24 protein-coding genes and 1 pseudogene are annotated in these 23,531 nt (G+C 71.5%); 12 read left to right on the top strand and 13 right to left on the bottom strand.

Features of this window, described 5'->3' with window-relative positions; translation table 11 throughout:
• Positions 1-134: 134 nt before the first annotated feature.
• Positions 135-611: a GNAT family N-acetyltransferase gene (locus tag B072_RS0125555; protein ID WP_018532794.1), complete on the top strand. Its 477-nt coding sequence runs from the start codon at positions 135-137 to the stop codon at positions 609-611.
• Between the two features lie 42 nt (positions 612-653).
• Here B072_RS0125555 and B072_RS0125550 read toward each other — a convergent pair whose 3' ends face one another.
• Positions 654-1,586 (bottom strand): oxidoreductase, encoded by a 933-nt coding sequence (locus B072_RS0125550; protein ID WP_018532793.1) that lies wholly within the window; start codon positions 1,584-1,586, stop codon positions 654-656.
• An 82-nt stretch (positions 1,587-1,668) separates the two neighbouring features.
• Here B072_RS0125550 and B072_RS0125545 point away from each other — a divergent pair, with 82 nt between their 5' ends.
• Positions 1,669-2,277 carry a TetR family transcriptional regulator gene (locus tag B072_RS0125545; RefSeq protein WP_026246293.1) on the top strand — a complete coding sequence of 203 codons (609 nt, stop codon included), beginning with the start codon at positions 1,669-1,671 and terminating at the stop codon, positions 2,275-2,277.
• Between the two features lie 143 nt (positions 2,278-2,420).
• Positions 2,421-3,215, top strand: coding sequence for a VOC family protein (locus B072_RS0125540; RefSeq protein ID WP_026246292.1), 795 nt, complete (start codon positions 2,421-2,423; stop codon positions 3,213-3,215).
• Positions 3,216-3,218: 3 nt separating this feature from the next.
• Here B072_RS0125540 and def read toward each other — a convergent pair whose 3' ends face one another.
• Positions 3,219-3,872: a peptide deformylase gene (gene def, locus B072_RS0125535; RefSeq protein ID WP_018532790.1), complete on the bottom strand. Its 654-nt coding sequence runs from the start codon at positions 3,870-3,872 to the stop codon at positions 3,219-3,221.
• 205 nt (positions 3,873-4,077) lie between these two features.
• On the opposite strand from def, the gene B072_RS0125530 reads away from it, so the two are divergent.
• Complete coding sequence (locus B072_RS0125530; RefSeq protein ID WP_026246291.1) at positions 4,078-4,833, top strand: GNAT family N-acetyltransferase; 756 nt, start codon at positions 4,078-4,080, stop codon at positions 4,831-4,833.
• Here the strand turns inward: B072_RS0125530 and B072_RS0125525 are convergent.
• Positions 4,806-5,255: a MarR family winged helix-turn-helix transcriptional regulator gene (locus tag B072_RS0125525; RefSeq protein WP_018532788.1), complete on the bottom strand. Its 450-nt coding sequence runs from the start codon at positions 5,253-5,255 to the stop codon at positions 4,806-4,808. The genes B072_RS0125530 and B072_RS0125525 overlap by 28 nt on opposite strands.
• Before the next feature lie 368 nt (positions 5,256-5,623).
• Here B072_RS0125525 and B072_RS0125520 point away from each other — a divergent pair, with 368 nt between their 5' ends.
• The 3 genes from B072_RS0125520 to B072_RS0125510 all read left to right on the top strand — a co-directional run bounded on the left by B072_RS0125520 (position 5,624) and on the right by B072_RS0125510 (position 9,442).
• Positions 5,624-6,712, top strand: a complete 1,089-nt coding sequence (locus tag B072_RS0125520; RefSeq protein ID WP_018532787.1) for a tyrosine-protein phosphatase — start codon at positions 5,624-5,626, stop codon at positions 6,710-6,712.
• A 103-nt stretch (positions 6,713-6,815) separates the two neighbouring features.
• Positions 6,816-8,831, top strand: a complete 2,016-nt coding sequence (locus B072_RS0125515; RefSeq protein ID WP_018532786.1) for an NADPH-dependent 2,4-dienoyl-CoA reductase — start codon at positions 6,816-6,818, stop codon at positions 8,829-8,831.
• Positions 8,832-8,908: 77 nt separating this feature from the next.
• Complete coding sequence (locus B072_RS0125510; RefSeq protein ID WP_018532785.1) at positions 8,909-9,442, top strand: PadR family transcriptional regulator; 534 nt, start codon at positions 8,909-8,911, stop codon at positions 9,440-9,442.
• Between the two features lie 28 nt (positions 9,443-9,470).
• Here the strand turns inward: B072_RS0125510 and B072_RS0125505 are convergent, their stop codons facing one another.
• The 3 genes from B072_RS0125505 to B072_RS0125495 form a co-directional block, all read right to left on the bottom strand.
• Positions 9,471-10,571 (bottom strand): Gfo/Idh/MocA family protein, encoded by a 1,101-nt coding sequence (locus tag B072_RS0125505; RefSeq protein WP_026246290.1) that lies wholly within the window; start codon positions 10,569-10,571, stop codon positions 9,471-9,473.
• 124 nt (positions 10,572-10,695) lie between these two features.
• On the bottom strand, positions 10,696-11,193 hold the full coding sequence (locus B072_RS0125500; RefSeq protein WP_043244694.1) for a hypothetical protein: 498 nt from the start codon (positions 11,191-11,193) through the stop codon (positions 10,696-10,698).
• 153 nt (positions 11,194-11,346) lie between these two features.
• Positions 11,347-12,315 (bottom strand): fibronectin type III domain-containing protein, encoded by a 969-nt coding sequence (locus tag B072_RS0125495; RefSeq protein WP_018532782.1) that lies wholly within the window; start codon positions 12,313-12,315, stop codon positions 11,347-11,349.
• A 258-nt stretch (positions 12,316-12,573) separates the two neighbouring features.
• Between B072_RS0125495 and B072_RS0125490 the strand changes: the two genes are divergently transcribed.
• Complete coding sequence (locus tag B072_RS0125490; RefSeq protein WP_018532781.1) at positions 12,574-13,287, top strand: glycoside hydrolase family 75 protein; 714 nt, start codon at positions 12,574-12,576, stop codon at positions 13,285-13,287.
• A gap of 51 nt (positions 13,288-13,338) precedes the next feature.
• Here the strand turns inward: B072_RS0125490 and B072_RS0125485 are convergent, their stop codons facing one another.
• The 5 genes from B072_RS0125485 to B072_RS0125465 form a co-directional block, all read right to left on the bottom strand.
• Entirely contained in the window at positions 13,339-13,752 is a 414-nt protein-coding gene (locus tag B072_RS0125485; RefSeq protein ID WP_018532780.1) for a PTS-dependent dihydroxyacetone kinase phosphotransferase subunit DhaM, read from the bottom strand.
• Positions 13,749-14,360: a dihydroxyacetone kinase subunit DhaL gene (dhaL, locus tag B072_RS0125480; RefSeq protein WP_018532779.1), complete on the bottom strand. Its 612-nt coding sequence runs from the start codon at positions 14,358-14,360 to the stop codon at positions 13,749-13,751. Before dhaL ends, B072_RS0125485 begins: the two co-directional genes overlap by 4 nt.
• A gap of 99 nt (positions 14,361-14,459) precedes the next feature.
• On the bottom strand, positions 14,460-15,452 hold the full coding sequence (gene dhaK, locus B072_RS0125475; RefSeq protein ID WP_018532778.1) for a dihydroxyacetone kinase subunit DhaK: 993 nt from the start codon (positions 15,450-15,452) through the stop codon (positions 14,460-14,462).
• Between the two features lie 478 nt (positions 15,453-15,930).
• The gene (locus B072_RS0125470; protein WP_026246288.1) at positions 15,931-17,016 is read right to left on the bottom strand and encodes a sensor histidine kinase; all 1,086 of its coding nucleotides are present in this window, start codon (positions 17,014-17,016) and stop codon (positions 15,931-15,933) included.
• Positions 17,009-17,704, bottom strand: coding sequence for a response regulator transcription factor (locus tag B072_RS0125465; RefSeq protein ID WP_018532776.1), 696 nt, complete (start codon positions 17,702-17,704; stop codon positions 17,009-17,011). Before B072_RS0125465 ends, B072_RS0125470 begins: the two co-directional genes overlap by 8 nt.
• A 159-nt stretch (positions 17,705-17,863) precedes the next feature.
• Here B072_RS0125465 and B072_RS44065 point away from each other — a divergent pair, with 159 nt between their 5' ends.
• The 4 genes and pseudogenes from B072_RS44065 (at position 17,864) to vanX (ending at position 20,235) form a co-directional block, all read left to right on the top strand.
• Positions 17,864-18,076 (top strand): hypothetical protein, encoded by a 213-nt coding sequence (locus B072_RS44065; protein ID WP_018532775.1) that lies wholly within the window; start codon positions 17,864-17,866, stop codon positions 18,074-18,076.
• Complete coding sequence (locus B072_RS0125455) at positions 18,073-19,152, top strand: endonuclease/exonuclease/phosphatase family protein (protein WP_026246287.1); 1,080 nt, start codon at positions 18,073-18,075, stop codon at positions 19,150-19,152. The genes B072_RS44065 and B072_RS0125455 overlap by 4 nt, the downstream gene beginning before the upstream one ends.
• A gap of 58 nt (positions 19,153-19,210) precedes the next feature.
• A pseudogene (locus B072_RS0125450) lies at positions 19,211-19,612 on the top strand (ATP-grasp domain-containing protein); the annotation flags it as partial.
• Between the two features lie 14 nt (positions 19,613-19,626).
• The gene (gene vanX / locus B072_RS0125445) at positions 19,627-20,235 is read left to right on the top strand and encodes a D-Ala-D-Ala dipeptidase VanX (RefSeq protein ID WP_026246286.1); all 609 of its coding nucleotides are present in this window, start codon (positions 19,627-19,629) and stop codon (positions 20,233-20,235) included.
• Between the two features lie 74 nt (positions 20,236-20,309).
• On the opposite strand, the gene B072_RS0125440 is transcribed toward vanX, so the two are convergent.
• On the bottom strand, positions 20,310-21,731 hold the full coding sequence (locus B072_RS0125440) for a lipase family protein (RefSeq protein WP_026246285.1): 1,422 nt from the start codon (positions 21,729-21,731) through the stop codon (positions 20,310-20,312).
• Positions 21,732-21,752: 21 nt separating this feature from the next.
• Positions 21,753-23,351, bottom strand: coding sequence for a GMC oxidoreductase (locus B072_RS0125435; RefSeq protein WP_018532770.1), 1,599 nt, complete (start codon positions 23,349-23,351; stop codon positions 21,753-21,755).
• Between the last annotated feature and the right edge of the window lie 180 nt (positions 23,352-23,531).

Here is a 23,531-nt window from a genome sequence, read left to right as displayed (position 1 = left end):
GCCGTGGGGCGGGCAGGACGGGCGTCGTCTCCTCGCGGACCTCCCGCACGGCGCGGCCGGATACGTCTCCCCGTCCTCCGGGCCGCCGCCAACCGTGATCCACTATCGCGCCCCGGGCGGATATCGTCGGTGCCATGTCAGCCGCCGCACAGCCCGCTCCCGCGCTCACCCTCCGCCCCGCCCACCGGGCCGAGTTGCCCGCGGTGCTCGCCCTGCTCGCTGACGAGGACGCCGTCGTGGACCCGGCGACGATCGTGGTCGACGCCGCTCACGAGCGGGCCTTCGCGGCCATCGACGCGGACGCCCGCAACGAGATGCTCGTCCTTGTCGAGGCCGACGGCGTCGTCGTGGGCTGCCTTCAGGTGACGTACATCCCGGGCCTCGGCAAGGGTGGTGCCGAGCGCGCGCTCGTGGAGGCGGTACGGGTCCGGGCCGACCGGCGCGGCGGCGGGCTCGGCCGGATCCTCATGGAGCGCGTCATCGAGCGCGCCCGGCAGCGGGACTGCGCGCTCGTCCAACTGACCAGCAACAAGAGGCGCGAGGCCGCGCACCGCTTCTACGCCGGACTCGGCTTCGCGCGCAGCCACGACGGGTTCAAGCTCACTCTCTGAGCGGAACCGGTACCCCCGGCCCTTCGGGGGCGCCCTGCCCTCTCAGACGGCCGTCGGCAGCGTGAAACCTACGCCCGTCAGCTCCTCGGACACGTCCCACAGGCGCCGGCCCGTGGCCTCGTCGCTCGCCCGCTCCGCCGCCGCCACCCGCGTCGGCGCCCCGCGCAGTTCTCCCGTCCCGCCCGGAGCGATGAACTCCCCGCCCTTCACGGTGGGTTCGGTCGCCGCGTACAGAATCGGCAGGGCGCCGTCGGCCGGCTTCTGGGCGAGCGGCGCGAGCAGTCGCCCGTACAGCAGCCGCACCATGCCGACCGGCGTCTCCTTCTGCAGATTCGTGGCCACGTACCCGGGATGCGCGAGCACGCTGCGCACCGGGCTGTCCGCCCGCGCGAGCAGCCGGTGCAGATGCAGTCCGAAGGCGGCGTTCGCGAGCTTCGACTGGTTGTAGTGCCCCATCGGGGAGTACGCGCGCTCCCCGTCCAGATCGTCGAAGGCGATCCTCCCCTGCCGGTGATTGGGTGAACTGACCGTCACCACGCGGGAGTTGCCATCTGCCGCGAGCCGGTCGAGCAGCAGTCCGGTGAGGGCGAAGTGGCCCAGGTGGTTCGTCGCGAACTGCAGCTCGTGGCCCTGCGGGCTGAGCGAGCGTGGCGGCGCCATGATCCCCGCGTTGTTGACGAGCAGATCGAGCCGGGAGCGCCGCTCCCGCAGCTCGGCGGCGAACGACCGCACCGAGTCGAGGTCGGCCAGGTCGAGAGGGCGCACGTCGAGCCGGGCGTGCGGCGCCGCGGCCGTGATGGCGGCCGCGGCGCGGCGGCCCCGCTCCATGTCGCGCACCGCGAGGATCACCTCCCCGCCGCGCATCGCGAGCGCCCGGGCGGTGGCGAGACCCACCCCGCTGGCGGCCCCCGTGACGACGGCGATGCGGCCGCTCTGGTCAGGAATCCGGTCGATGGTCCAACGTTCCCGTGTCATGCGGCACAGACTGACGTCGATGGCACTTGGTGTCAAGATGTGCCCGTGGTGCCATCGAGGGCATGGTGTGTACGATGCCGGGGTGAGTACCCGAGCCGATCTGACCCTGGCCGAGCGCAAGCGGCAGCTCGTCGCCGACGAACTGACCGAGGCGGCGCTGCAGCTGCTCGCCCTCAAGGGCTTCGACACCGTGACCGTGGACGAGATCGTGGCGGCCGCCGGCGTCTCGAAGCGGACGTTCTTCCGGTACTTCAAGTCCAAGGAGGACGTCGTCGTCCAGTTCCTGGCCGGCATGGGCGAGGACATGCGGGCCGAGCTCGCGGACCGCCCCGCCGACGAGCCGCCGTCCGAGGCGCTGCTCCACACCGTCCGCGTGCCCGTCACCACCTGCGCCGCCGACACGGAGCGGGCCCTGCGCGTGGTCCAGCTGATCCTGCGCACCCCGGCGCTGCTCGCCCGCTTCCTGGAGCGCCAGGCGCAGTGGCGCGACGACCTCGCCGAGGAGCTGGCGCGCCGCGTCGGCCGCGACGCGGGGACCGACCTCTACCCGCGGCTCGCCGCCGGCACCGCGCTGACCGCCTTCCACGTCGTCCTGCAGCGATGGAGCGAGAGCGACGCGGCGCAGAACCCGGTGGAGCTCCTCGACGGAGCCTTCGCCGTGGTGGCGCCCGCACTCGACCCCGCGCCGTAAGCCGGCCCTCGCGTAGAAGGCCCGCCCTTCGCCGCAAGGGGAACGGGACGCACCGATCGCGCGCCCGGGCCCGCGCGCCTAGCGTGGATCCGTACCCGCCGGGCGCCGTCGTGCCCGGCGACCCCGACGAAGGGTGTCGCGCCATGTCCGCACGTCCCGAGGGCTCGCCCGTCTGGGCCGACGCCATGTATCCGGACCTGGAGGCCGCCAAGGCCTTCTACGCCGAACTGTTCGGTTGGTCCTACGACCCGGGATCCGAGCAGTTCGGCAACTACACGCAGGCGAAGACGGCCGACGGCAAGCACGTCGCCGCGCTGGTGCCGCAGATGCCGGGCACGGAAGGCGTTCCGCCGTCCTGGAACCTGTACCTCGCGGCCCCGGACGTGACCGCGAGCGCCGCCAAGGCCCGCAGCGCGGGCGGCACACTGATGACGGAGCCGATGCAGGTCGGCGACTTCGGCACGATGGTCACCGTCCAGGACCCGGCCGGCGTCATGTTCAGCCTCTGGCAGCCCGCATCGCACGAGGGCTTCGAGAAGGTCAACGAGCCCGGCGCGTTCTGTTGGGCCGAGGTCAACACCCGGGACGCCGCCAAGACCGACGCCTTCTTCACGTCCGTCTTCCCGTACGAGGTGAAGACGATCCCCGACGAGAACATGGACTTCGACGTCTGGCAGCTCGACGGCGCGCCGAGCCTCGGGCGCATGCAGATGACCGACGACTTCCCCGCGCACGTGCCGTCGTACGTCAACGTGTACTTCGTCGTCGAGGACTGCGACGCCGCCGTGGCCACCGTCCAACGCCTGGGCGGGAAGGTGTACTTCGGGCCGATGGACAGCCCCTTCGGCCGGTGCGCCTCGATCGCCGACCCGCAGGGCTGCGCGTTCTCGATCATCGACGTGAGCAACGCCAAGGGCGAGATGCCGGAACTGGCCTGACGGTCAGTCGGCTGCCGGCAGCGCGAACCCCAGCTCCGCCGCGGCGAGTCGGGGTGTGGGCTGCGCCCAGCGCTCCAGTGCGGCCCGTGTCTGCGTGGACGACAGGGAGCGCAGTTCGGCGCGGTCCAGGTACAGGGTGCCGTTCAGATGGTCCGTCTCGTGCTGCACGATGCGGGCGGGCCAGCCGTCGAACTCCTCGTCCACGGCGCGCCCCCGCTCGTCCAGGGCGCGCAGCCGCACCCGTTCGTGCCGGGCGACCACGGCCTGGTAACCCGGCACGCTCAAGCAGCCCTCGTAGAAGGCCACTTGGCGCTCACCCGCGTCCTCGTACGACGGATTGACCAGGACCCGGAACGGCTGCGGAACCCGCCCCCGTGCCGCCCGCACCTCCTCGACCACCGTCGCCGCGTCCTCGATGACGGCGAGCCGCAGGCCCACCCCGACCTGCGGCGCGGCCAGGCCCACCCCGGGCGCCGCGTGCATCGTGACCCGCATCGCCTCGACGAGCCGGGCGAGGAGTCCGTCGGAGAGCTGCCCGTCGACGGGCTCGGCCGGACGGCGCAGCACCGGGTCGCCCGCGGCGACGATCGGCAGGCGTCCCGAGTCGGCCGTGGTGAGCAGGGCCTCGACATGTTCACTGAGTGGCATCGGCGGCATCGCGCCAGCATGCCAAGACGATCACCGCACGGCAACGCCGGACCTTGCGACGGTGTTGCGACTCCGTGAACGCGTTGCGACCTCGTGAACACCGTGTGCGTCCGGGAATGCGCGACCCCCGCGAGGAGGTTGGATCATGGGGCGCCTCGGCGCGCCGCACGATGAAACCGACCGGTCCCGGCCGGCCACGACCGAAGGGGTCCCGATGACGCAGACGTACGAAGAGCGCGGGGGCGGCACCGTCCCCGACGCCGGGGCGCACCCGCTCGACAACCCCGCGTACGCCGCGCTCACCGGACCCCACGCCCACTTCGCGGAGCGCAGCGGGCGCGTGCTGCGCTACGGGCCCGACGTCTCGCCGTGGCTCGCGCTGCCCGACGACTTCACCGCCGAGGAATGGCCGGACCTCGCCGCCTTCGCCGCCGCCGACGGGACCGTGCCGGTGCCCGGCATCCGCCTGGACCTGCCCGACGACTGGGAGGCCACGTTCGACATGCCGGGCGTCCAGCTCGTCGACGACGGCGTGGACGCGGCCCACGACGCTGAGGCGGTGCGGCTGAGCGAGACCGACGTGCCGGAGATGCTCGACCTCGTGGCCCGCACACAACCCGGGCCGTTCGAGGCGCGGACCATCGAGCTCGGCACGTATCTGGGCATCCGGCGCGACGGTGTGCTGGCCGCCATGGCGGGGGAGCGCCTGCACCCGCCGGGCTTCACCGAGATCAGCGCGGTGTGCACCGACCCCGCGTTCCGCGGGCAGGGACTGGCCGGACGGCTCGTGCGGGCCGTCGCCGCCGGGATCAGGGAACGCGGCGAGACACCGTTCCTGCACACCAGTGCGCACAACACCGACGCGATCCGGCTCTACGAGGCCCTCGGCTTCCGGCTGCGGCGCACCACGCGGTTCCGGACGGTGCGGGTCCCGGCGGCGGTTCAGCCCTCGCGGGACGCTTCGTTGTAACGCACCAGGTACGCCGCGAACCGCGCCAGATCCTCCTCGGGCCAGTCCGCGAGGCGCTCCCCGAAGATCTGCCGGCGGCTCACCGTGACCTGGCGGAGGATCTCCGCACCCGCCTCGGTCGGGTGCAGCACCTGGACCCGGTGGTCGTCCGGATCCACCCGGCGCAGCACGAGCCCGGCCCGCTCCAGGGCGGACACCTGGCGGCTGACCGTCGACTTGTCGAGCGCGTAGTGCGCCGCGAGGTCGGTCGCACGACAGCCGCCCTGCTCGTCGAGGTGGCTGAGCAGAGTGAACGAGACCAGCGACAGCTCGGGGTGCATCCGTGCGGCCGTCGCCCGGGCGCGACGCGCGAAGGACGTCAGCTCCCGCTGGATGGTCTCCACGGACGACTCACGGTCCCCGACTCGTTCGGGCTGTGCCACGTGCGGTTTCCTCTCGGGCCGGTCATTTCGGCGCGCTCGTTGCATTCTACAACTGGGATATCTTCGTCCGCGGGTCCGGTGGGGCTGGTCGCGCAGTTCCCCGCGCCTCTGAAGCGAGCTCCGCTCGCCCAGGGGAAGCTGCGCGCAGCGCATGCTTCAGGGGCGCTGGGCTGTATCGATATGCGGCTCCACCGCGGGGTGCGCCCGGCGCCCACCGGGCCCGCACCCGACAACGAACCCCGCCCCCCTTGTCACCCGTCACAACACCCCCGCCCCCACTTTGATCCGCAGGCCAGTTCAACGCGGAGCGCCCCCTCGACATCATGGCTGCCGAAGTCGCCGCCCCCACCGCGAGGAGACGTACGACCATGCAGACCAGACGCCTGACCGCGGCCGCACTCGCCACCCTGGTGCTCACCGGCTCCGCCGCACTCGCCCAGCCGGCCCTGGCCGACGCGACCGCCCCCACCGCCGCGGCGCGGCAGGCCGCGCAGGCCGTCCCGTTCACGCAGGCCGCCGCACACCTCGCCGCCGACGGCTCGTACGCCCTCGGCTGGGCCTCGCCCGCCGGGCACGTGGACGTCACCGCGCACACCCGCCCCGACGCGAGCGACCCCGGCACCGCGCTCGGCGGCGGCGCCGGAACCGGCGGCCTCGCCGTGCCCGCGGGCACGCTCGCGGCCGACCGGCACTGGTACTTCAAGCTGACGCCCGACACCGGCGGCGCCTACGTCGTCACCGAACGCTCCCTCGGCATCGCCTCCGCGAAGAACTTCCGCGACGCGGGCGGCTACCGCACGAGCGACGGCCGCTGGGTCAAGTACGGCGTCGTGTACCGCAGCAACAAGCTCAACAACCTCACCGCCGCCGAGCAGCAGCGCATCGTCGACCAGGGCATCACCCGCGACGTCGACCTGCGCAACTACTCCGAGCGCAAGGAGGACCCGGACAAGGTCCCGGCCGGCGTCACCTACCAGGTCGCCGATGTCGTCTCCCTCGCGTACGGCATCAAGTTCCACGATCCGGCGCTGATGACGCTCGCGCAGGCACTCGCGGCCGGGCTCTTCTCCGGCTCGTCCGACCTCGGACAGTCCATCGGCTACCCGTTCATGGTCAACTTCGTCGGCGCCGACCACGCCTTCAAGGACCTGCTCACCGCGGTGAACACCAACGCCGGCGCGATCGTCTACCACTGCTCGGCGGGCAAGGACCGTACCGGCTGGGGCACCGCCGTACTGCTCACGCTGCTCGGGGTCCCGCGCGCGACCGTCGAGGCCGACTTCCTCGCCAGCAACGACTACACCGGCAACCCCGACGCGGTCGAACTCTCCTGGCTGCGCGCCGCGTTCGACGAGGTCGATCACCTCTACGGGAACTTCGACACGTACCTCCACAAGGGGCTCGGCCTCGACGACGCGACCATCCAGGGCCTGCGGAACCGGCTCCTCACCCCCTGACGCGCAGGGCGGAGCGTGGCGCAGCTCTCTTCTGCAACTTGTTGCATAACCGTGCGGGTGTCGTCTACAACAGACAGGACGTTCGCCGCGCACGGAGGGCCCCATGAGCCGTTACCCGCACCTTCTCGCCCCGCTCGACCTGGGCTTCACCACCCTGCCCAACCGGGTCCTGATGGGCTCGATGCACGTGGGCCTGGAGGAGGCCGAGAACGGCTTCGCGCGCATGGCCGAGTTCTACGCGACCCGCGCCCGCGGCGGCGTCGGCCTCATGGTGACGGGCGGCATCGCCCCGAACGAGGCCGGCCGGCCGTGGGGCGGCGGCGCCAAGCTCACCACCGAGGCGGAGGCCGAGCAGCACCGCGAGGTCACCGACGCGGTGCACGCGGCGGGCGGCAGGATCGCGATGCAGATCCTCCACTTCGGCCGTTACGCCTACCACGAGGACCTCGTGGCGCCGAGCCCGATCCAGGCCCCCATCAGCCACTTCGTGCCGAACGAGCTGAGCGACGCGGACGTCGAGCAGACCATCGAGGACTTCGCGCGCACGGCAGAGCTGGCCAAGTCGGCCGGGTACGACGGCGTCGAGATCATGGGCTCCGAGGGCTACCTCATCAACGAGTTCATCGTCGCCGCGACCAACCAGCGCACCGACCGCTGGGGCGGCTCCTACGAGAACCGCATGCGGTTCCCCGTCGAGATCGTGAAGCGGGTCCGCGAGCGCGTCGGCGACGACTTCATCCTCATCTACCGGCTCTCCATGCTGGACCTCGTCCCCGGCGGATCCACGCACGAAGAGGTCGTACAGCTCGCCAAGGAGATCGAGGCGGCCGGCGCCACCATCATCAACACCGGCATCGGCTGGCACGAGGCCCGCATCCCGACCATCGCGACGTCCGTGCCGCGCGGCGCGTACACCTGGGTCACCAAGAAGCTCATGGGCGCGGTGTCCGTCCCCCTCGTCACCACGAACCGCATCAACACCCCGGAACTGGCCGAGGAGTTGCTCGCCGACGGCGCCGCCGACATGGTCTCCCTCGCCCGCCCGATGCTGGCCGACCCGGACTTCGTGAACAAGGCCGCCGCCGACCGCTCCGACACCATCAACACCTGCATCGGCTGCAACCAGGCCTGCCTCGACCACACCTTCAGCGGCAAGATCACCTCCTGCCTCGTCAACCCGCGCGCCTGCCACGAGACCGAACTCGTGCTCACCCCGACCCGGTTGAAGAAGCGCGTCGCCGTCGTCGGCGCGGGCCCCGCCGGACTCGCCTGCGCCGTCTCGGCCGCCGAGCGCGGCCACGACGTCACCCTCCTCGACGCCGCGTCCGAGATCGGCGGGCAGCTCAACGTCGCCCGCAAGGTCCCCGGCAAGGAGGAGTTCGACGAGACGCTGCGCTACTTCCGCACACAGCTCGAACTGCTGGATGTCACCGTCCGGTTGAACACCCGGGTCGCCGCCGCCGACCTCGACGCGTACGACGAGGTGGTCGTCGCCACCGGCGTCAGCCCGCGTACCCCCGCCATCGATGGCGTCGACCACCCGAGCGTCGTCGGCTACCTCGACGTGCTCCGCGAGGGCGCGCCCGTCGGCGACCGCGTGGCCGTCATCGGCGCGGGCGGCATCGGCTTCGACGTCGCCGAGTACCTCACCGACGGCGGCGAGAAGGCCAGCCAGGACCCGGCCACGTACTTCCGCCTGTGGGGCGTCGACATGGACTACGCCGACCGCGGCGGCCTCGCGAAGCCCGAACGGCCCGCCCCGCCGCGCCAGGTCCACCTCGTGCAGCGCAAGACCTCCAAGGTCGGCGCGGGCCTCGGCAAGACGACCGGCTGGATCCACCGCACCGAGCTCCGTCACCGCGGCGTCACGATGATCGCGGGCGCCACCTACGACCTGATCGACGACGCGGGGCTGCACGTCACCGTCGACGGCGAGCAGCACCTGATCCCCGTCGACACGGTCGTGCTCTGCGCGGGCCAGGAGCCCCTCCGGTCCCTGTACGACGACCTGCTGGCCGCCGGCCGCACCCCGCACCTGATCGGCGGCGCCGACGTCGCCGCCGAACTGGACGCGAAGCGTGCCATCAAGCAGGGCACCGAGGTCGCCGCGGCCCTCTGAGACCGGGGTGTCACGTGGCCGGGCCCGCCGGCCACGTGGCTCCCCTCAGGGCGAGGGGCCTCACCTAGGCTTACGTCATGTCACTGCCGCACGCGATCCTCACGGCTCTCCTGGAGAAGCCGTCGTCGGGCCTCGAACTGACCCGCAGGTTCGACCGGTCCATCGGCTACTTCTGGTCGGCGACGCACCAGCAGATCTATCGCGAGCTGGGAAAACTGGAGCGCGACGGACTCATTCGGGAGCTGCCCTCGCAGGCCCCCGCGCGCGGGCAGAAGAAGGAGTACGAGGTCCTGCCGCAGGGGCGCGCCGAGCTGGTGCGCTGGACGGCGGCGCCGCAGGACCCGAAGCCGCTGCGTGATCCGCTGCTGTTGCGGCTGCGCTCCGCCGCGGTGGTGGGCGTGACCGGTGTCGACGACGATCTGCGGCGCCATCTCGTCCTGCACCGGCGACAGTTGGACAGGTACCTGGAGATCGAGGAGAAGGACTTCCCGCCGGAGAAGAACTCCGAGGTGGACCGGTTGCAGCATGCCGTGCTGCGGGCCGGGATCGACCTGGAGACGTTCTGGGTGCGGTGGCTGGAGCGCACGATCTCCGAGCTCGACGACGCCTAGGCACCGTCCGGACGGTTCCCCGCGGCCCTCACAGGGTCGCGGCGGCCGGATCCCAGTCCACCGGCAACGGCTCCGGCGGCACCACCTGGCCCGGGGGCCTGATGAACGTACTCCGCGACGCGGACTCCGTCACCGCCGTCATCGTCTGAAGGACATGCAGGGCCAGCGCCCCCGAGGCCCGGGGAGCGGCCCCGGAGCGGATCGCGCGGGCCAGGTCGACCACCCCGAGACCCCGCCCGTCCGTCCGCCCTTGAACAGGCAGTTCGGCCCAGTCTTCCGCACCGTTGCGCCGCACCCGCAAGGGCCCGCGGAACGTGTTCGGATCCGGCACGGCCAGCGTCCCCTCCGTGCCGACGACCTCGAAGTGCAGATGCGGCCGCGCCGAGTCCCAGCTGAACACGGAGGCCGCCGTGGGCCCCGAGGCGAAGTCGAGGAGGGCCGACACATGCGTCGGTACGTCCACGGGGAAGGCCTCCCCGGCCAGCGGCCCGGCGCCCGCCACCCGTTCCGTACGGGCCCGGCGCGTCGACGCCGCGACCTGCTCCACACCGCCGAAGAGCGCCATCAGAGCTGTCAGGTAGTACGGACCGAGGTCGAACAGGGGGCCCGCGCCCGGCTGGTAGAAGAACGCGGGGGAGGGGTGCCACCGCTCCGGCCCCAGACTGCGCACCGCCGTCGACGCCGCCACCGGCGCGCCGATCCGACCCGCGGCGACCGCCCGCAGCGCCGACTGCAGCCCGGCCCCCAGGAAGGTGTCCGGCGCGCTGCCCACGAGCAGCCCCCGCTGCCCGGCCTCGGCGAGCAGCTTCGCCGCCTCGTCGGGGCGCAGCGCGATCGGCTTCTCGCCGTACAGGTGCTTGCCCGCGCGGAGCGCCGCGAGGCCCACCTCGACATGGGCCGACGGCACCGTGAGATTCACGACCAGCTCGACCTCCGGCACGCCGAGCACGGTCTCCAGACCCCCGGCGACCGGCACGGAGTGGGCGCGAGCCGCCTCCTCGGCCCGGCTGATATCGATGTCGGCGACCGCGACGAGACGTACGTCGGGGAACCGGGACAGCGTCCGCAGATACTCCCCGCTGATCACACCCGCGCCGACGACGGCGACCCCCACCGGACCCGAACCCACCCTGCCTCCAAGGTTGTCGAGAGACGATCAGCCGGCTCCGGGGACCGTAAGCCGCCGCACCCGGCGACGACAAGAGGGCCGCCGCCCGGGACCGGGACGGCGGCCCGCTCGGGCGGACCCCGGGTCAGGTGCGCCGGCGCCGCAGGTACCAGACGCCGCCCACGAGCGCGGCGGCCACCAGCGTCCCGCCCGCGGCGTAGGTCAGCGTGCCGTAGTCCTCGGAGCCGCCGCCGAGCCCGCCCCGTACACCGCCGAGCGGGCTGGACGTCGCGGAGATCGTCGGACTCGCCGAGACGGTCACCGACTGGGTGCCCGCCGTCGAACCGTCCGCGCACACCACCACGGCCGTGTACGTCCCCGAGGAGACCCCGGTCCAGGTGACGCTGCCCGAGCTCAGCGCCATCTGCCGGCCCTGCGCGAAGTCGGCCTGCCCCGCGGCGAGGAGCGAACCGTTGCCGCCGTTCTGGCACGAGGTGGTCGTGGCCGTCACGGTGGAGCCGTTCGCGGTGACGGTGATCCCCGCGGCGTGCGCCGCCGGGGCGGCCAGCGTCAGCGGCAGCGCGGCCGCGGCGGCCACGACGAGAGAGGAGTGAGCCAGAGCCCGGGTCGATGGAATACGCATGCTGTCTGCCCTCCGGCGGCACGGGAGGCGGCTGCCCCGCCCGAGTCGGCAAAGCCCGTGCTGTCTGACGCACAGCCAAAGTCCTTACGGGCGCGGGCGCATGCGGACCGCGGCCGGGCAGGTGACGGGTTCCGTCGTCCGGCCCACCGACGGCTACTGACGGGTGGTCACCGTCCGCTCCGGCGAGAACGCGCCCCAGGTGCCGTCCGGCAGCTGCCCCCGGATCTTCACCCGGTGCCGGGCGCCCGCCTCGGTGCCGATGTAGAAGCTGTACTTCGCCGCGTCCTTGGGCGCGCTGTCGCCCCACACGACCGTCGTGGCCTGCTTTCCGTCCAGGTACACCTGGTACGCCGGAACCTCGCCCCCGGTGCGCGGCGGCGTCCACGTGAGGTCGATGTAGTACGCCTTGTCGGAGTGGCGCGCCGCGGCCCGGAAGTCCGACGGCGCGGTACCGGGCCCCTCGTCGCCGCCCTTCGCGGTGGTCAGCCGCACGGTCTCGCTCGCGGGCGAGGTGTTGTCGGCGGCGTCGCGCGCCCGCACGGAGAAGCGGTACGCCGTGCCCGGCCGCATCCCGGTCAGCAGCGCCTCGGTCCGGTTCCCCGGCACGCTGTGGATCTTCGTGGTGCCCTGGTAGATGTCGTACGAGACCACGCCCTTGTCGTCGGTCGCCTTGCGCCACGACAGCGACACCGAGCGCCCGCCGTCCGCCGCGCCGCGCAGCCCGGTCGGCCTGCTCGGCGCGGAGCGGTCCGCGGCGACGGCGGCCGGGGTCGTCACGGAGACGCTCCTGCTCGCCGGCCCCAGATCTCCGTCCTTGGCGCGCGCCCGCACCGTGAACACGTACCGCGTCCTGGGCTCGAGCCCGGTGACGTCGACCATCTGCTGTGTGGCGGGCAGCCGCTGCACGCGCACCGAGCCGCGGTAGACCTCGTAGTCGGTGACGGCCGCGGTGCTCGTCGGCTTGTTCCACATGACGTGCACGGACGTGGCGCTGCCCGCCTGCGCGGTGACACCGAGCGGCTCGGAGAGGGCGGGACCGCCCGCGTCGTCGTCGGACGACAGCAGCCCGCAAGAGGTGACGGTCGTCAACAGGGCCGTGGCGCAGGCCACTTGGAGGAGCATCGGGCGTGGGGGGACGCGTCGCACGGGGTGCCTTCCGCTCGGTCGGACCGGATTGGTACAGACCTGTATGGCATGAGTGATGGGTCCTCATCAAGAGGGGGTGCGCGACCGAGGGGAAGGGATGTCCGGGCGGGGTCGAACGGGCGGACGCACGTCCGGCCCCCGACCAGTGGCCGCCCCGACCCGCCCGGAGCAGATTGGGTTGGTGTGTCCCCCGGCTGTCCCCGGCCGGAACTGTCCCCGACCAAAGGCTTCCGCGTGCGCCCTCGCCCCCTGCTCCTCGCCGCCCTGTGCGGCACCGCCCTCCTCGCCCCCGCGGCGCTGCCCGCGGCATCGGCCCACCCGCGAGCTCCTCGGACGCCCGTCGCCCCGCCGTCCGCGCGGGAGGGCGGGGTCCGCGCGGCCGACCTGCTCGCCGCCGTGCGCGGCTGCCGCCGGATCTCGCACGGCCGCTACCGCAGCGACGACGGGGCCCGCGCGAACATCCCGGTGTGCGGCAGGCGCGGTGCGGTGTACTGGAAGGCCGACCTCGACGTCGACTGCGACGGCCGCCCGGGCCGCCACTGCAACCGCCGCACCGACCCGCTGTTCCTCAACGCGACGGCCCACCAGCAGTCCGACGGACGGCACTTGAGCGCCGAGAAGCTGCCGTACGTCGTCGTCCCCGGCGTGAGCCGCATCTGGAACCCGGCGCGCTCCGGCATCCGCGGCGGCACGGTCGCGGCCCTCGTCCACCGGGGCAGGGTCCTGTACGCCGTCGTCGGCGACACCGGCCCGACCGACCTCATCGGCGAGGCTTCGTACGCGGCCGCCGCCGCCCTCGGCATCGACCCCGACCCGGTGCGCGGCGGCACCGCCGACGAAGTCACGTACGTCCTGTTCCCCGGCACGACCGCCCGCCCCATCGAGAACCACGGTGCGGCGATCACGGCCGGTCAGGCGGCGGCCCGAAAGTTCCTGGCCGCCAAATGAGCTGCAACGTTGGGCGGTTCGGGCCGAGCGCACCCGAACCGCCTCCCTGATTCACTCCTTGCGGTAGCCGTACGCCTCCGACGCGGCCGCCACCACCGCGTCGAGATCCGCCCCGGCCGACGCGGAGACGACGGCGGCGACCGCCCCCTCCACGAACGGCGCGTCCACGAGCCGTGTCCCGTCGGGGAGTTCGTCCCCCTCCGCCAGCAGCGACTTCACGGTGAGCACCGCGCTGCCGAGGTCCACGAGGACGGCGACGCCTGCGCCCCGGTCGACCGACGCGGCCGCCGTGGAGATCAGCTCGGCACTCGTGCCGAGCCCACCGTCCTCGGTACCGCCCGCCGCGGCCACCGGAGCGAGCGCGCCGCCCCCGGCCAGCCCGGCCGCGAGTCGCGCCACCGACTCGGCGACCTCACGGCTGTGCGACACGAGCACGATGCCGACGGCCTTGTCCGGCGCGTTCACGAGGCGTTCCCCTCGGCGGTGTCGGCCAGCGCGCCGATCAGCAGCGCCGACGACGTGGCACCGGGATCCTGATGCCCGATGCTGCGCGGGCCGAGATAACTGGCCCGCCCCTTGCGGGCCTGCAGCGGTGTCGTCGCCTCGGCCCCGTGCTCGGCCGCGGCCCGGCCCGCCGCGAAGTCGCCGCCGTCGAGGGCGTCCACGGCCGGGACCAGCGCGTCCAGCATCGTCTTGTCACCGGGCGCCGCACCGCCCAGCGCGGCGACGGCGTCGACCCCGGCGCGCAGCGCCGCCGCGAGGTCGGCCTCGCTCACCTCGGCCGCGTCGCCCAGCGCCTTGCCGGTGCGGCGCAGCAACGTCCCGTACAGCGGGCCCGAGGCGCCGCCCACCTTCGAGATCAACTGCCGCCCGGCGAGGGCGAGTACGGCTCCCGGCGTCTGCGGCTCCTCCTTCTCCAGGATCTGCGCCACCGCGGTGAAGCCGCGCTGCAGATTGCTGCCGTGGTCGGCGTCACCGATCGGCGAGTCGAGTTCGGTGAGCCGAGCGGCCTCGCGGTCCACGGCCACCGCGGTCGCGGCCATCCAGCGCCGGAAGAAATCGGCGTCGAGCACGTGATCTCCTTGCTTCATAGGTACGTTGACGGCACAGGTACGTTGACGGCACAGGTACGTTGACGGCACAGGTACGTTGACGAACGCGGACCCGCGCGTTCAGCGGCCCCAGCGCAGGCCCGCCGTACTGACCGGCGCGTCCCACAGCCGCAGCAGCTCCTCGTCGGCCTCGCAGAGCGTGACGGAGGCGCCGGCCATGTCGAGTGACGTGACGTAGTTGCCGACGAGGGTCCGCGCCACGGCCACCCCGCGCTCGCCGAGCACCCGCTGCACCTCGGCGTTGAACCCGTACAGCTCCAGCAACGGCGTCGCACCCATCCCGTTGACCAGCACGAGCACCGGGCTGCTCGGATTCAGATCCTCGAGCACGGCGTTCACGGAGAAGTCCGCGATCTCCCCGGACGTCATCATCGCCCGCCGCTCACGCCCGGGCTCCCCGTGGATCCCGATACCCAACTCCAGCTCCCCGGCGGGCAGATCGAAGGTGGGCGACCCCTTCGCGGGCGTACTGCACGCACTCAGCGCGACCCCGAAACTCCGCGACTTCTCATTGACCTGCCGGGCGACGGCCTCGACCCGCTCCAACGGCTGGCCCTCCTCGGCGGCGGCCCCGGCGATCTTCTCCACGAAGAGGGTGGCCCCGGTGCCGCGCCGCCCGGCGGTGTAGAGACTGTCGGTCACGGCGACATCGTCGTTCACCAGCACCTTGGCGACCTGAATGCCCTCGTCCTCGGCGAGTTCGGCCGCCATGTCGAAGTTCAGCACGTCACCGGTGTAGTTCTTCACGATGAACAGCACCCCCGCGCCGCTGTCCACGGCGGCCGCGGCCCGCACCATCTGATCGGGCACCGGCGAGGTGAACACCTCACCGGGACAGGCCGCCGACAGCATCCCGTGCCCGACGAACCCCCCGTGCAGCGGCTCGTGCCCCGACCCGCCGCCCGACACCAGCGCCACCTTCCCCGCCACCGGCGCGTCCCTGCGCAGGATCACCCGGTTCTCGACGTCGACGGTCAGCTCGGGATGCGCGGCGGCCATGCCCCGCAGCGCGTCGGCGACGACATTCTCGGCCACGTTGATGAGCATGTGCATGAGAACCTCCGAAGGGCGTGAGCAGGCACTCCGCCGACTGGCATAGGTGCAGCTCAGAATGGTTGTCCTGGTATTCGGATCGTGCTGGCCCCCGATGCTCCGAGGCGGGGGCGGGCGGGGCTGGTGCTGACTTCGGTGACAGGGCGTCAGGCCGTTATCCGGCGGTTGTCGGGTGGCTGTGGAGTGTGGTCGTTGGTCCAACGCCAGTATCGACCGACTACCTGTTTCCGGCACCCAATGGGGCCTGAATCCGCCCACGCCCAGGAGGGACGATCGGCTCGGGGGAGGTGCGGCCAGTGGGCTCGGCGCCGCTGGTGGGCTGCTTCCCGAGGTGGCCGACGCCGCCGGTCCCGCGGGTGCGCTGCGTTGGCTCGAGCGGTCCGGCCTCGTACAGCAGCGACTCGATCCAACGGGTGCCGGCCGCCACCCGCCGTGTCCCTCGGAGGCCTGCGAGAAGTCCACGGAGGTGGCTCGGGGCTCACCCGCCTGTGGCCGCGGGCAGTTCCACGGTGATGCGCAGCCCGCCGGCGGTGCGCGGGGTGAGCGAGAGGGTTCCGTCGTGCGCCGCTGTGATGGTCTTGACGATGGTCAGCCCCAGGCCGATGCCTGCCTGGTCGGTGTGGACGCGCTCGGTGCCGCGCTGGAAGGGTTCGGTGAGGGTCGCGACCAGCTGGGGGGTGAGCCGCTCGCCGGTGTTCTCCACGGTGAGCACCACGGTCTTGGGGCGGACGCCGGTGTGGACCCGGACGGTGCCCTGTTGCGGCAGGTTGTGGACGATCGCGTTGTGTACGAGGTTCGTGGTGAGCTGCAGCAGGAGTGCGGGCGAACCGGTCGTGGGGGCGACGTCGCCGCCGGTCTCGAGGGTGATGCCGTACTTTTCCGCGAGCGGGTGGAGCGTTTCGGCTGCTTCCTCTGCGACGAGTGACAGGTCCACGTGTTCCCGGGTGAAGGACCGCTGGTTGGCGCGGCTGAGCAGGAGCAGTGCCTCGGTGAGGTCGATGGCCCGGGTGTTGATGGTGTGGAGGCGGTCGATGAGTTCGCCGGTGTCGTGGTGCGGATCGGCGCGGGCGACGTCGATGAGCGTCTTCGAGATCGCCAGCGGGGTACGCAGCTCGTGGGAGGCGTTGGCGGCGAATCTCTGCTGTTCCGCGACGTGTGCTTCGAGCTGCGCGAACATCATGTCGAAGGCGTCGGCGAGTTCGCGGAACTCGTCCTTGCGGCCCGGCAGACGGATCCGGTGGGACAGCGATCCGGCCGCGGCCGTGCGGGTGGCCTGGGTGATGTGGTCCAGGGGGGCGAGCATGCGTCCGGCGAGGATCCATCCTCCCAGGAGGCCGAATACCAGGAGGAACACCATTGCTGCGGCCGCCGTTGGGGCGAAAGCGCGCAGGAAGAGGGTGCCCGGATTCTCTCGCACAGCCCCCGATTCGTTGGTGCTCAGCCACCCCGATCGCAGGAGGAACACTCCCACGGCGACGATCAGCAAGGCCCCCGCGAGCATGAGGAATCCGGCGTAGCTGAGGGTGAGTTTGAGGCGGACGCTCAGACCGTGCCGCCTATCCACGGTCACCGCCCCCGTGCCCGGTGACGGGTGGTGTGTCGATGCGGTAGCCGACGCCCGGCACGGTGGCGATGAGCCAGGGTTCGCCGAGGCGTTTACGCAGGGCGGAGACCGTGATGCGTACGGCGTTGGTGAACGGGTCGGCGTTCTCGTCCCACGCGCGCTCAAGGAGCTCTTCGGCGCTGATGACACCGCCTTCGGCGGCGACCAGGACTTCGAGGACCGCGAACTGTTTGCGGGTCAGCGCGATGTAGCGGTCGTCGCGGTAGACCTCGCGACGGAACGGATCGAGGCGCAGGCCCGCGATCTCTCGCACCGGCGGCCGGTTGTGGGCGCGCCTGCGATCGAGGGCCCTGAGCCTGAGCACGAGCTCCAGGAGTTCGAAGGGTTTCGTGAGGTAGTCGTCGGCGCCGAGCTCGAACCCGGACGCCTTGTCGTCGAGCCGGTCGGCTGCGGTGAGCATGAGGACGGGTATGCCGCTGCCGGAGGCGACGATGCGCTTGGCGATCTCGTCGCCGGAAGGGCCGGGAATGTCGCGGTCGAGGACGGCGATGTCGTAGGTGTTGATGTTCAGCAGTTCCAGAGCGGTATCGCCGTCACCGGCGATGTCGGCCGCGATCGCTTCAAGGCGCAGGCCATCGCGGATGGCCTCTGCCATGTAGGGCTCGTCCTCGACGATCAAGACACGCATGTTCTCAAGGCTACGATTCGACACATATCGTCGGCGTATCGAAAACCGGATACGTGCCGGCAACACCGGGGTGCTTTCACTGGCGGCATGCCTCGAACTCCAGCGTCAGCACGATCAACGACGAGCCGCCGGGTTCGCTGCCTGCCTGCCGTCTGCCGGATGGCCGTCACAGCGGCGGTCCCCGCAGTCCTCGGCTGCCGGGCGCCGAAGTCCTCGGCCTCCTTCGGGTTCGTCCCCGGCGGCGTGACGGACTTCGACGACGCGATTGTGGGGGTGGCCAACCTCGATCCGGTTCTGCTCAAGGCCCTCCGCCAGGCTGCGACGGCTGCCGCGGACGACAGTCATGCGCCGGGTGCGGCGGTCGAGCGATGAGCAGCGAGCGAGAGCAGACGATGACGCAGGTGCCCACGGCGGCGACCGGACAGGGCAGCCCGGCGGTCGACGACGCAGAACCTCGGCCCGCGAGCGGCTCCCGGCCGGGCCCGTGGAAGCGCGGCCCGGTACTCACGGCGTGTGCGCTGCTGCTCGGCCTGCTTCTGCTGCTGCACGGGAAGCTCACGGACCGGACCGGTCTGGGCAGTCTGGTGGAGACCTTCCTGCCGTGGTTCGGCCTGTTCGTCCCGGTGCTGCTCGCCGCGGCGCTCCGGCGCCGCTCCGCCTCCGCGATGGTCGCGCTGCTGCTGCCCGTCACCGTGTGGCTGAACCTCTTCGGCGGGCTGCTCGGCGACAAGTCCCATCCGGGCAGCGACCTCACCGTCGTCAGTCACAACGTCGCCGCCGAGAACCGCGATCCGGCCGGCACCGCACGTGAACTGGCCGCGTCCGGCGCGGACCTGTTGGCGCTCGAGGAGCTGACCGACCGGGCCAAGGGCACGTACGAGAAGGAGCTCGCGCAGGCGTACCCGCACCACACCGTGCAGGGCACGGTCGGGCTGTGGAGCAAGCTGCCGCTGTCCGGCACCCGGCCGGTCGACGTCCTGAGGGGCATGGTCGGGCCACTGGCCGAGAAGCTGCGGCCCGAGGACATCCCGGTGGACCCGCCCCGGGCGCTGCGCACCACGGTGACCACCGAGCAGGGGCCGCTGGCGGTGTACGTGGCGCATCTGGGTTCCGTACGGGTGATGCCCAGGGGAGGCTTCTGGACGGACTCGCGCGACACCGGCGCGACGAAGCTGGCCAAGGCGGTTGCCGCCGAGCGCGCCGAGCGGGTTCTGGTGCTGGGTGACTTCAACGGCACCGTGGACGACCGTGCGCTCGACGGCCTCACCTCGCAGCTGCGCTCGGTCCAGGACGTGGCCGGGGACGGCTTCGGCTTCAGCTGGCCGGCGAAGTTCCCGGTGGCGCGGATCGACCAGATCCTGGTCCGCGGTGTGGAGCCGAGGAGCGCGTGGCTGCTGCCGGCCACGGGCAGTGACCACCGGCCGGTGGCGGCCGGGATCAGCTGGTGAACGCCGCGTGAGTCGCGGGGTGGTGACGTATCGTCGGCGTATCGAGATCCGCATACGCGAGATCGGCTGCGCCATCCGCGGGAACGCGTCGGATCTGATCGCGGGCGAAGTGGACCGGATCGCGCTCTCGCACGGATTCTTCAGGATCCATCAGGAAGACGCCCCCGAGACCGGCTCCGAGAACTCCATGGCAATCGTTCCCGCCGACATTCCGGAAGAGTCACGGCTACTCGTTCAGGAAACAGCCAAGACCGTGTACAGCGCCTTGGGATGCAGCGGTCTTTCGCGAGTGGACATGTTCCTCAAGGAGGACGGAGAAGTGGTCCTCAACGAGGTCAACACTTTCCCCGGCATGACCTCGTACAGCCGTTATCCGAGGATGATGGCCGCCGCGGGACTGCTGCTTCCCGAAGTGATCGACCGGACGGTGTCCCTCGCCCTGACGGGAAAAATCCGATGACGCCGGTGGAGTCGGTGAAGGGCGACTTTGTCTTCGTGGACGAACTGGCGTCCGGAATACGCTGGGATGCCAAGTACGCCACGTGGGACAACTTCACCGGAAAGCCGGTGGACGGATATCTGGCCAATCGAGTCGTCGGTACGAGGGCTCTCTGCACGGCCCTGGAACGTGCCAGGGAGCAGGCCGAAACACGGGGGTTCGGCCTGCTGCTCTGGGACGGCTATCGCCCGCAGCACGCCGTCGACTGTTTTCTGCGCTGGTCGCAGCAGCCGGAGGACGGCCGGACCAAGTCGCGGCACTATCCCAATATCGGCAGGGCCGAGATGTTCGAGAAGGGATATGTGGCCGCCAGGTCGGGCCACAGCCGGGGCAGCACCGTCGACCTCACCCTCTATGACTTGGCCACCGGTGAGCTCGTGCCCATGGGCGGCGGCCATGACCTGATGGATTCCATCTCGCATCATGACGCACAAGGGATCACACCTACCGAAGCACGAAACCGGCAGCACCTGCGTTCCCTCATGGAGACTTGCGGTTTCAGTGCGTACGAGTGCGAGTGGTGGCATTACACCCTCGACGGCGAGCCCTATCCGGACACCTATTTCGATTTCCCCATCACGTAGGACGCATCGGATCTGCCGTTGAGGACCCGGCTCGGGAATCCTTCCCGAGCCGGGTCCTCACGCCGCCGGTGCGATCAGGGCTGGAGAGGCATCGTGCGGCAGTTGGAGGTGGTCGGCTTTCCGGCGAGGCGGTCGGTCAGCCAGGCGATCGCGTCGCCCTGGTCCGTGAGGAGCGGGACGAGGTGGTTGGTGAGGATCTTGTCCCCGAGGTTGGGCAGGACGATGGGCTTGTACGTGACGTCGCCGCCCTTGCGGCACCAGTCCAGGGCCAGTTGGCGGGCCTGGGCGTGCGGGACGATGTCGTCCTGGACGCCGGTGGCCAGGCGGACCGGTCCGGTGGGCCTGAGCGTGCCGATGCGCTGCTTGTCCAGGGCGGCCTGGGCCCGCGGTTCGGCGGCGATGATGTCCCCGATGGACTTGCCGCTGGTGGTCCACTTACTGCTCTTGGCGAAGCCGTAGCCGAGGAGCGCGTCGCCGACGCACATGGTCGAGGCGTCGGCCAGCGCGGCCTTTCCCGCGGGGCTGATGTTGGCGTCGATGACCGAGCGCAGGTCGGGGTCGGCCTGGGCGAAGCCGTTGATGGACCAGGCCAGGGCACCCGCGAGGGCGCTGCCGTCGATGCCCTTCATGACCGAGGTCAGGTTCGCGGGCGGGGCACCCGAGTAGGTTCCCGCAAGCTTGATCTCGGGAGCGTACGAGGCCTGCAGTTCGGCGGCCGACGCGCTCGCGCCGCCGCCCTGGCTGTAGCCGTACAGCCCGGTGGGGGAATCCGCTCCGACCGACGCGCCGGGAACGGCCCGGGCCGCGCGAGCGGCGTCGAGCAGGGCGTGGCCCTGGTCGAGACGGTTGACGTACGTGTGCAGGCGGTCGGTCGCGCCGAGTCCGACGTAGTCGGTGATGACGACCGCGGCGCCGGTGGCGAGGATGCGGTAGATCGCCAGCGCTTCGTAGCCGACCGACACCGTGTCCCCGTTGAGGGTCAGCGGATGCTGCAGGGCGAACGAGGGCGCGCACTGGTCGCCCTGGCCCATGGTGCCCGACGCGACGGCGACCAGCGGGCGTGGCCCGGACTCCTTCCATGCGGCCGACGGTTCGATGTACGCACCGGTCACGGCGACGGGTTGCCCGGTGGAGTCGGTGGACCTGTACATCAGGCGGGTCGCCGTGCCGGGCAGCGGGCGGCCGTCGAGGCCGGGGATGCTCAGGCCGAGGGGAAGCGCCTCGGTCCGGATCAACGCGCCGTTGGCGGAGGGGAGTTCGGCCGGCGGGTTGTAGAACGTGGGCAGGGTGACCCCGCGGGAGGTGACGGGCGTCGTGTCGTCGGCGGTGGCCGGTACCGCCGACAGGCCGAGGCACACCGTGCCGGCGACGGCACCGGCCAGCAGACGCAGACCTGTTGGCGCGGTGCGGCGGGAGGCGGACGGCCCCGTGGGGGCGGCTGTCCGTGTCGGGTCGGTGTGGAGAGGGGAACGGTGACGGGATCTGTTGCGGCTCATGCTGTGCTCCTCGCTCGTCGGTCAGATGACGGTGTCGATGTCCTTGGCGGTGATGGCGTCCATCGCCCGTTCCGCCACGGCGGCGATGGTCATGGAGGGGTTGCACGCACCGGTCGTGCCCGGGATCAGCGCGCCGTCGAGGACGTAGAGGCCGCGTTGGCCCTCGACCCGGCCCTCCAGATCGCAGACCGTGCCCATCGGCGCACCGCCCAGGGGATGCCAGGTGCTGTTGACCAGGGAGTTGGTGTCGGTGAGGACGCCGAGACCCTTCGACATGCGCGTGACGCGCCGGTGGATGTTCCGGTAGCTGTCGGCGTCGCCGTCCTTGGGCCAGTGCAACGACACGGAGTCGGTGGCGGCGTCGTAGTCGAAGCGGCCGCGGTCGGCGCTGACGCCGAATCCGACCAGCATGGTCGTCCTGGCATCGAGGCCCAGGGGCGGGAGTGAGGCCTGGATGACCGTGTTCGCCGTCGCGGGGTCGTCCCAGGCCTTGCTGCCGAACACGACGGGTCCGCCCTGCTCGCTGCCGAAGTCCTCCCGCAGGTTCGTCCAGGCGTAGATGCGGTCGCCGTTGGTGCCCCAGCCCTCGCCGAGCCCGTCGGGCAGATCGGGGATGGCGCCGGTGGCACCCGCGCGCACCAGGAGCTTGCTGGTGTTGATGCTGCCGGCCGCCATGATCAGGGCCCGGGTGGAGAGAATCTTCTGCTCCAGCACGGTCCCCGAGTCGTCGGTACGGTCCACGTGTACGTGCCAGCGCCCGTCGGCGGCGCGCGCGACGGAGGTGACGTTGTGGTGGGTCGCCACGGTGACCTTGCCCGTCGCCTCGGCCTGCTGGAGGTAGGTCACGTCGACCGAGTGCTTCCCGCCGTTGTTGACCCCGAGGGCGCAGTCGCCGTTGGTGTACGACGGCTTCATCTCGCCGCGCAGCTCGGCCAGCGCGTAGTCCCAGTCGATCGGCATCGGGATCTTCTCGACGCCGTACCCGGACGAGCGCGCCCGCTCGGCGAAGACGCGGGCCGCGTAGTAGGTGGGCGAACCGATCAGCTCGTCGGGTGCCGTCGCCGCCTTGAGCATGTTCGCGACCCGTGGGTAATGGATCTTGTCCATGCGGCGGTAGTCGAGCTGTTCGGGCAGCCAGGTGTTGAACACCGACTCCGAGGGCTGGAGCGTCATGCCCTGGTACACGAGCGATCCGCCACCGACGCCGGCCGCGCACACGCTCAGGATGTTGTCGCCCAGGACGGGCTCGAGAAGTCCTGTGTAGGGAGTGAAGTTCAGCGGTGTGCCGATCAGACGCGCGAGGGGCCTGACGGCTTCGGGGACGGTTCCGTACCAGAGCATGCGCTTGTCGAGGCCCGAGACATGGGGGAAGGTCTCCGCGTTCGGCCCCGTCGGCCAGCGCCGGCCGCGTTCCAGCACGGTCACGGGGACCCCGGCCCGGGCGAGCCGCAGCGCTGCCACGCCACCGCCGAAACCCGATCCGATGACGACGACCCGGTGCTCCTCGCGGGTCAGTGCGACGCGGGCCGGTGCGGCTGAGGCGGGTGACGGCGCCAGGACGCTCGCGGCGGCGAGTCCGGCGGCGCCGGTGAGTAAGGCGCGCCTGCTGGGAGTGGGCATGGGGGACTCCTTGATGAGGGTGGGGGTCCGGCTTCGGAGGCTGGGCGCACGTGCGACAGCGGGCATGCATGGCCTGGGCATGCATGGCGTGGGCATGCCAAAGAACAGGTGAGGCAAGTGTGGTTACTTGCCGGTCACTTACTGCAGCGTAAAGTTGCGTGTCACTCACTGACAAGGTGT

Origin of the sequence: Streptomyces sp. HmicA12 (genome assembly GCF_000373565.1) — a bacterium.
Classification (GTDB): Bacteria; Actinomycetota; Actinomycetes; order Streptomycetales; family Streptomycetaceae; genus Streptomyces.
The sequence above is the reverse complement of the archived record's forward strand: the minus strand, read 5'-3'. Positions and strand labels throughout refer to the sequence as shown.

Excerpts from the sequence above, each read along its gene's own strand:
- B072_RS0125555 (WP_018532794.1), top strand. The coding sequence starts at position 135 with ATGTCAGCCGCCGCACAGCCCGCTCCCGCGCTCACCCTCCGCCCCGCC.
- B072_RS0125550 (WP_018532793.1), bottom strand. The coding sequence starts at position 1,586 with ATGACACGGGAACGTTGGACCATCGACCGGATTCCTGACCAGAGCGGC.
- B072_RS0125540 (WP_026246292.1), top strand. The coding sequence starts at position 2,421 with ATGTCCGCACGTCCCGAGGGCTCGCCCGTCTGGGCCGACGCCATGTAT.
- def (WP_018532790.1), bottom strand. The coding sequence starts at position 3,872 with ATGCCGCCGATGCCACTCAGTGAACATGTCGAGGCCCTGCTCACCACG.
- B072_RS0125530 (WP_026246291.1), top strand. The coding sequence starts at position 4,078 with ATGACGCAGACGTACGAAGAGCGCGGGGGCGGCACCGTCCCCGACGCC.
- B072_RS0125520 (WP_018532787.1), top strand. The coding sequence starts at position 5,624 with ATGCAGACCAGACGCCTGACCGCGGCCGCACTCGCCACCCTGGTGCTC.
- B072_RS0125515 (WP_018532786.1), top strand. The coding sequence starts at position 6,816 with ATGAGCCGTTACCCGCACCTTCTCGCCCCGCTCGACCTGGGCTTCACC.
- B072_RS0125510 (WP_018532785.1), top strand. The coding sequence starts at position 8,909 with ATGTCACTGCCGCACGCGATCCTCACGGCTCTCCTGGAGAAGCCGTCG.
- B072_RS0125500 (WP_043244694.1), bottom strand. The coding sequence starts at position 11,193 with ATGCGTATTCCATCGACCCGGGCTCTGGCTCACTCCTCTCTCGTCGTG.
- B072_RS0125495 (WP_018532782.1), bottom strand. The coding sequence starts at position 12,315 with ATGCTCCTCCAAGTGGCCTGCGCCACGGCCCTGTTGACGACCGTCACC.
- dhaK (WP_018532778.1), bottom strand. The coding sequence starts at position 15,452 with ATGCACATGCTCATCAACGTGGCCGAGAATGTCGTCGCCGACGCGCTG.
- B072_RS0125465 (WP_018532776.1), bottom strand. The coding sequence starts at position 17,704 with ATGCGTGTCTTGATCGTCGAGGACGAGCCCTACATGGCAGAGGCCATC.
- B072_RS44065 (WP_018532775.1), top strand. The coding sequence starts at position 17,864 with ATGGCCGTCACAGCGGCGGTCCCCGCAGTCCTCGGCTGCCGGGCGCCG.
- B072_RS0125455 (WP_026246287.1), top strand. The coding sequence starts at position 18,073 with ATGAGCAGCGAGCGAGAGCAGACGATGACGCAGGTGCCCACGGCGGCG.
- B072_RS0125440 (WP_026246285.1), bottom strand. The coding sequence starts at position 21,731 with ATGAGCCGCAACAGATCCCGTCACCGTTCCCCTCTCCACACCGACCCG.
- B072_RS0125435 (WP_018532770.1), bottom strand. The coding sequence starts at position 23,351 with ATGCCCACTCCCAGCAGGCGCGCCTTACTCACCGGCGCCGCCGGACTC.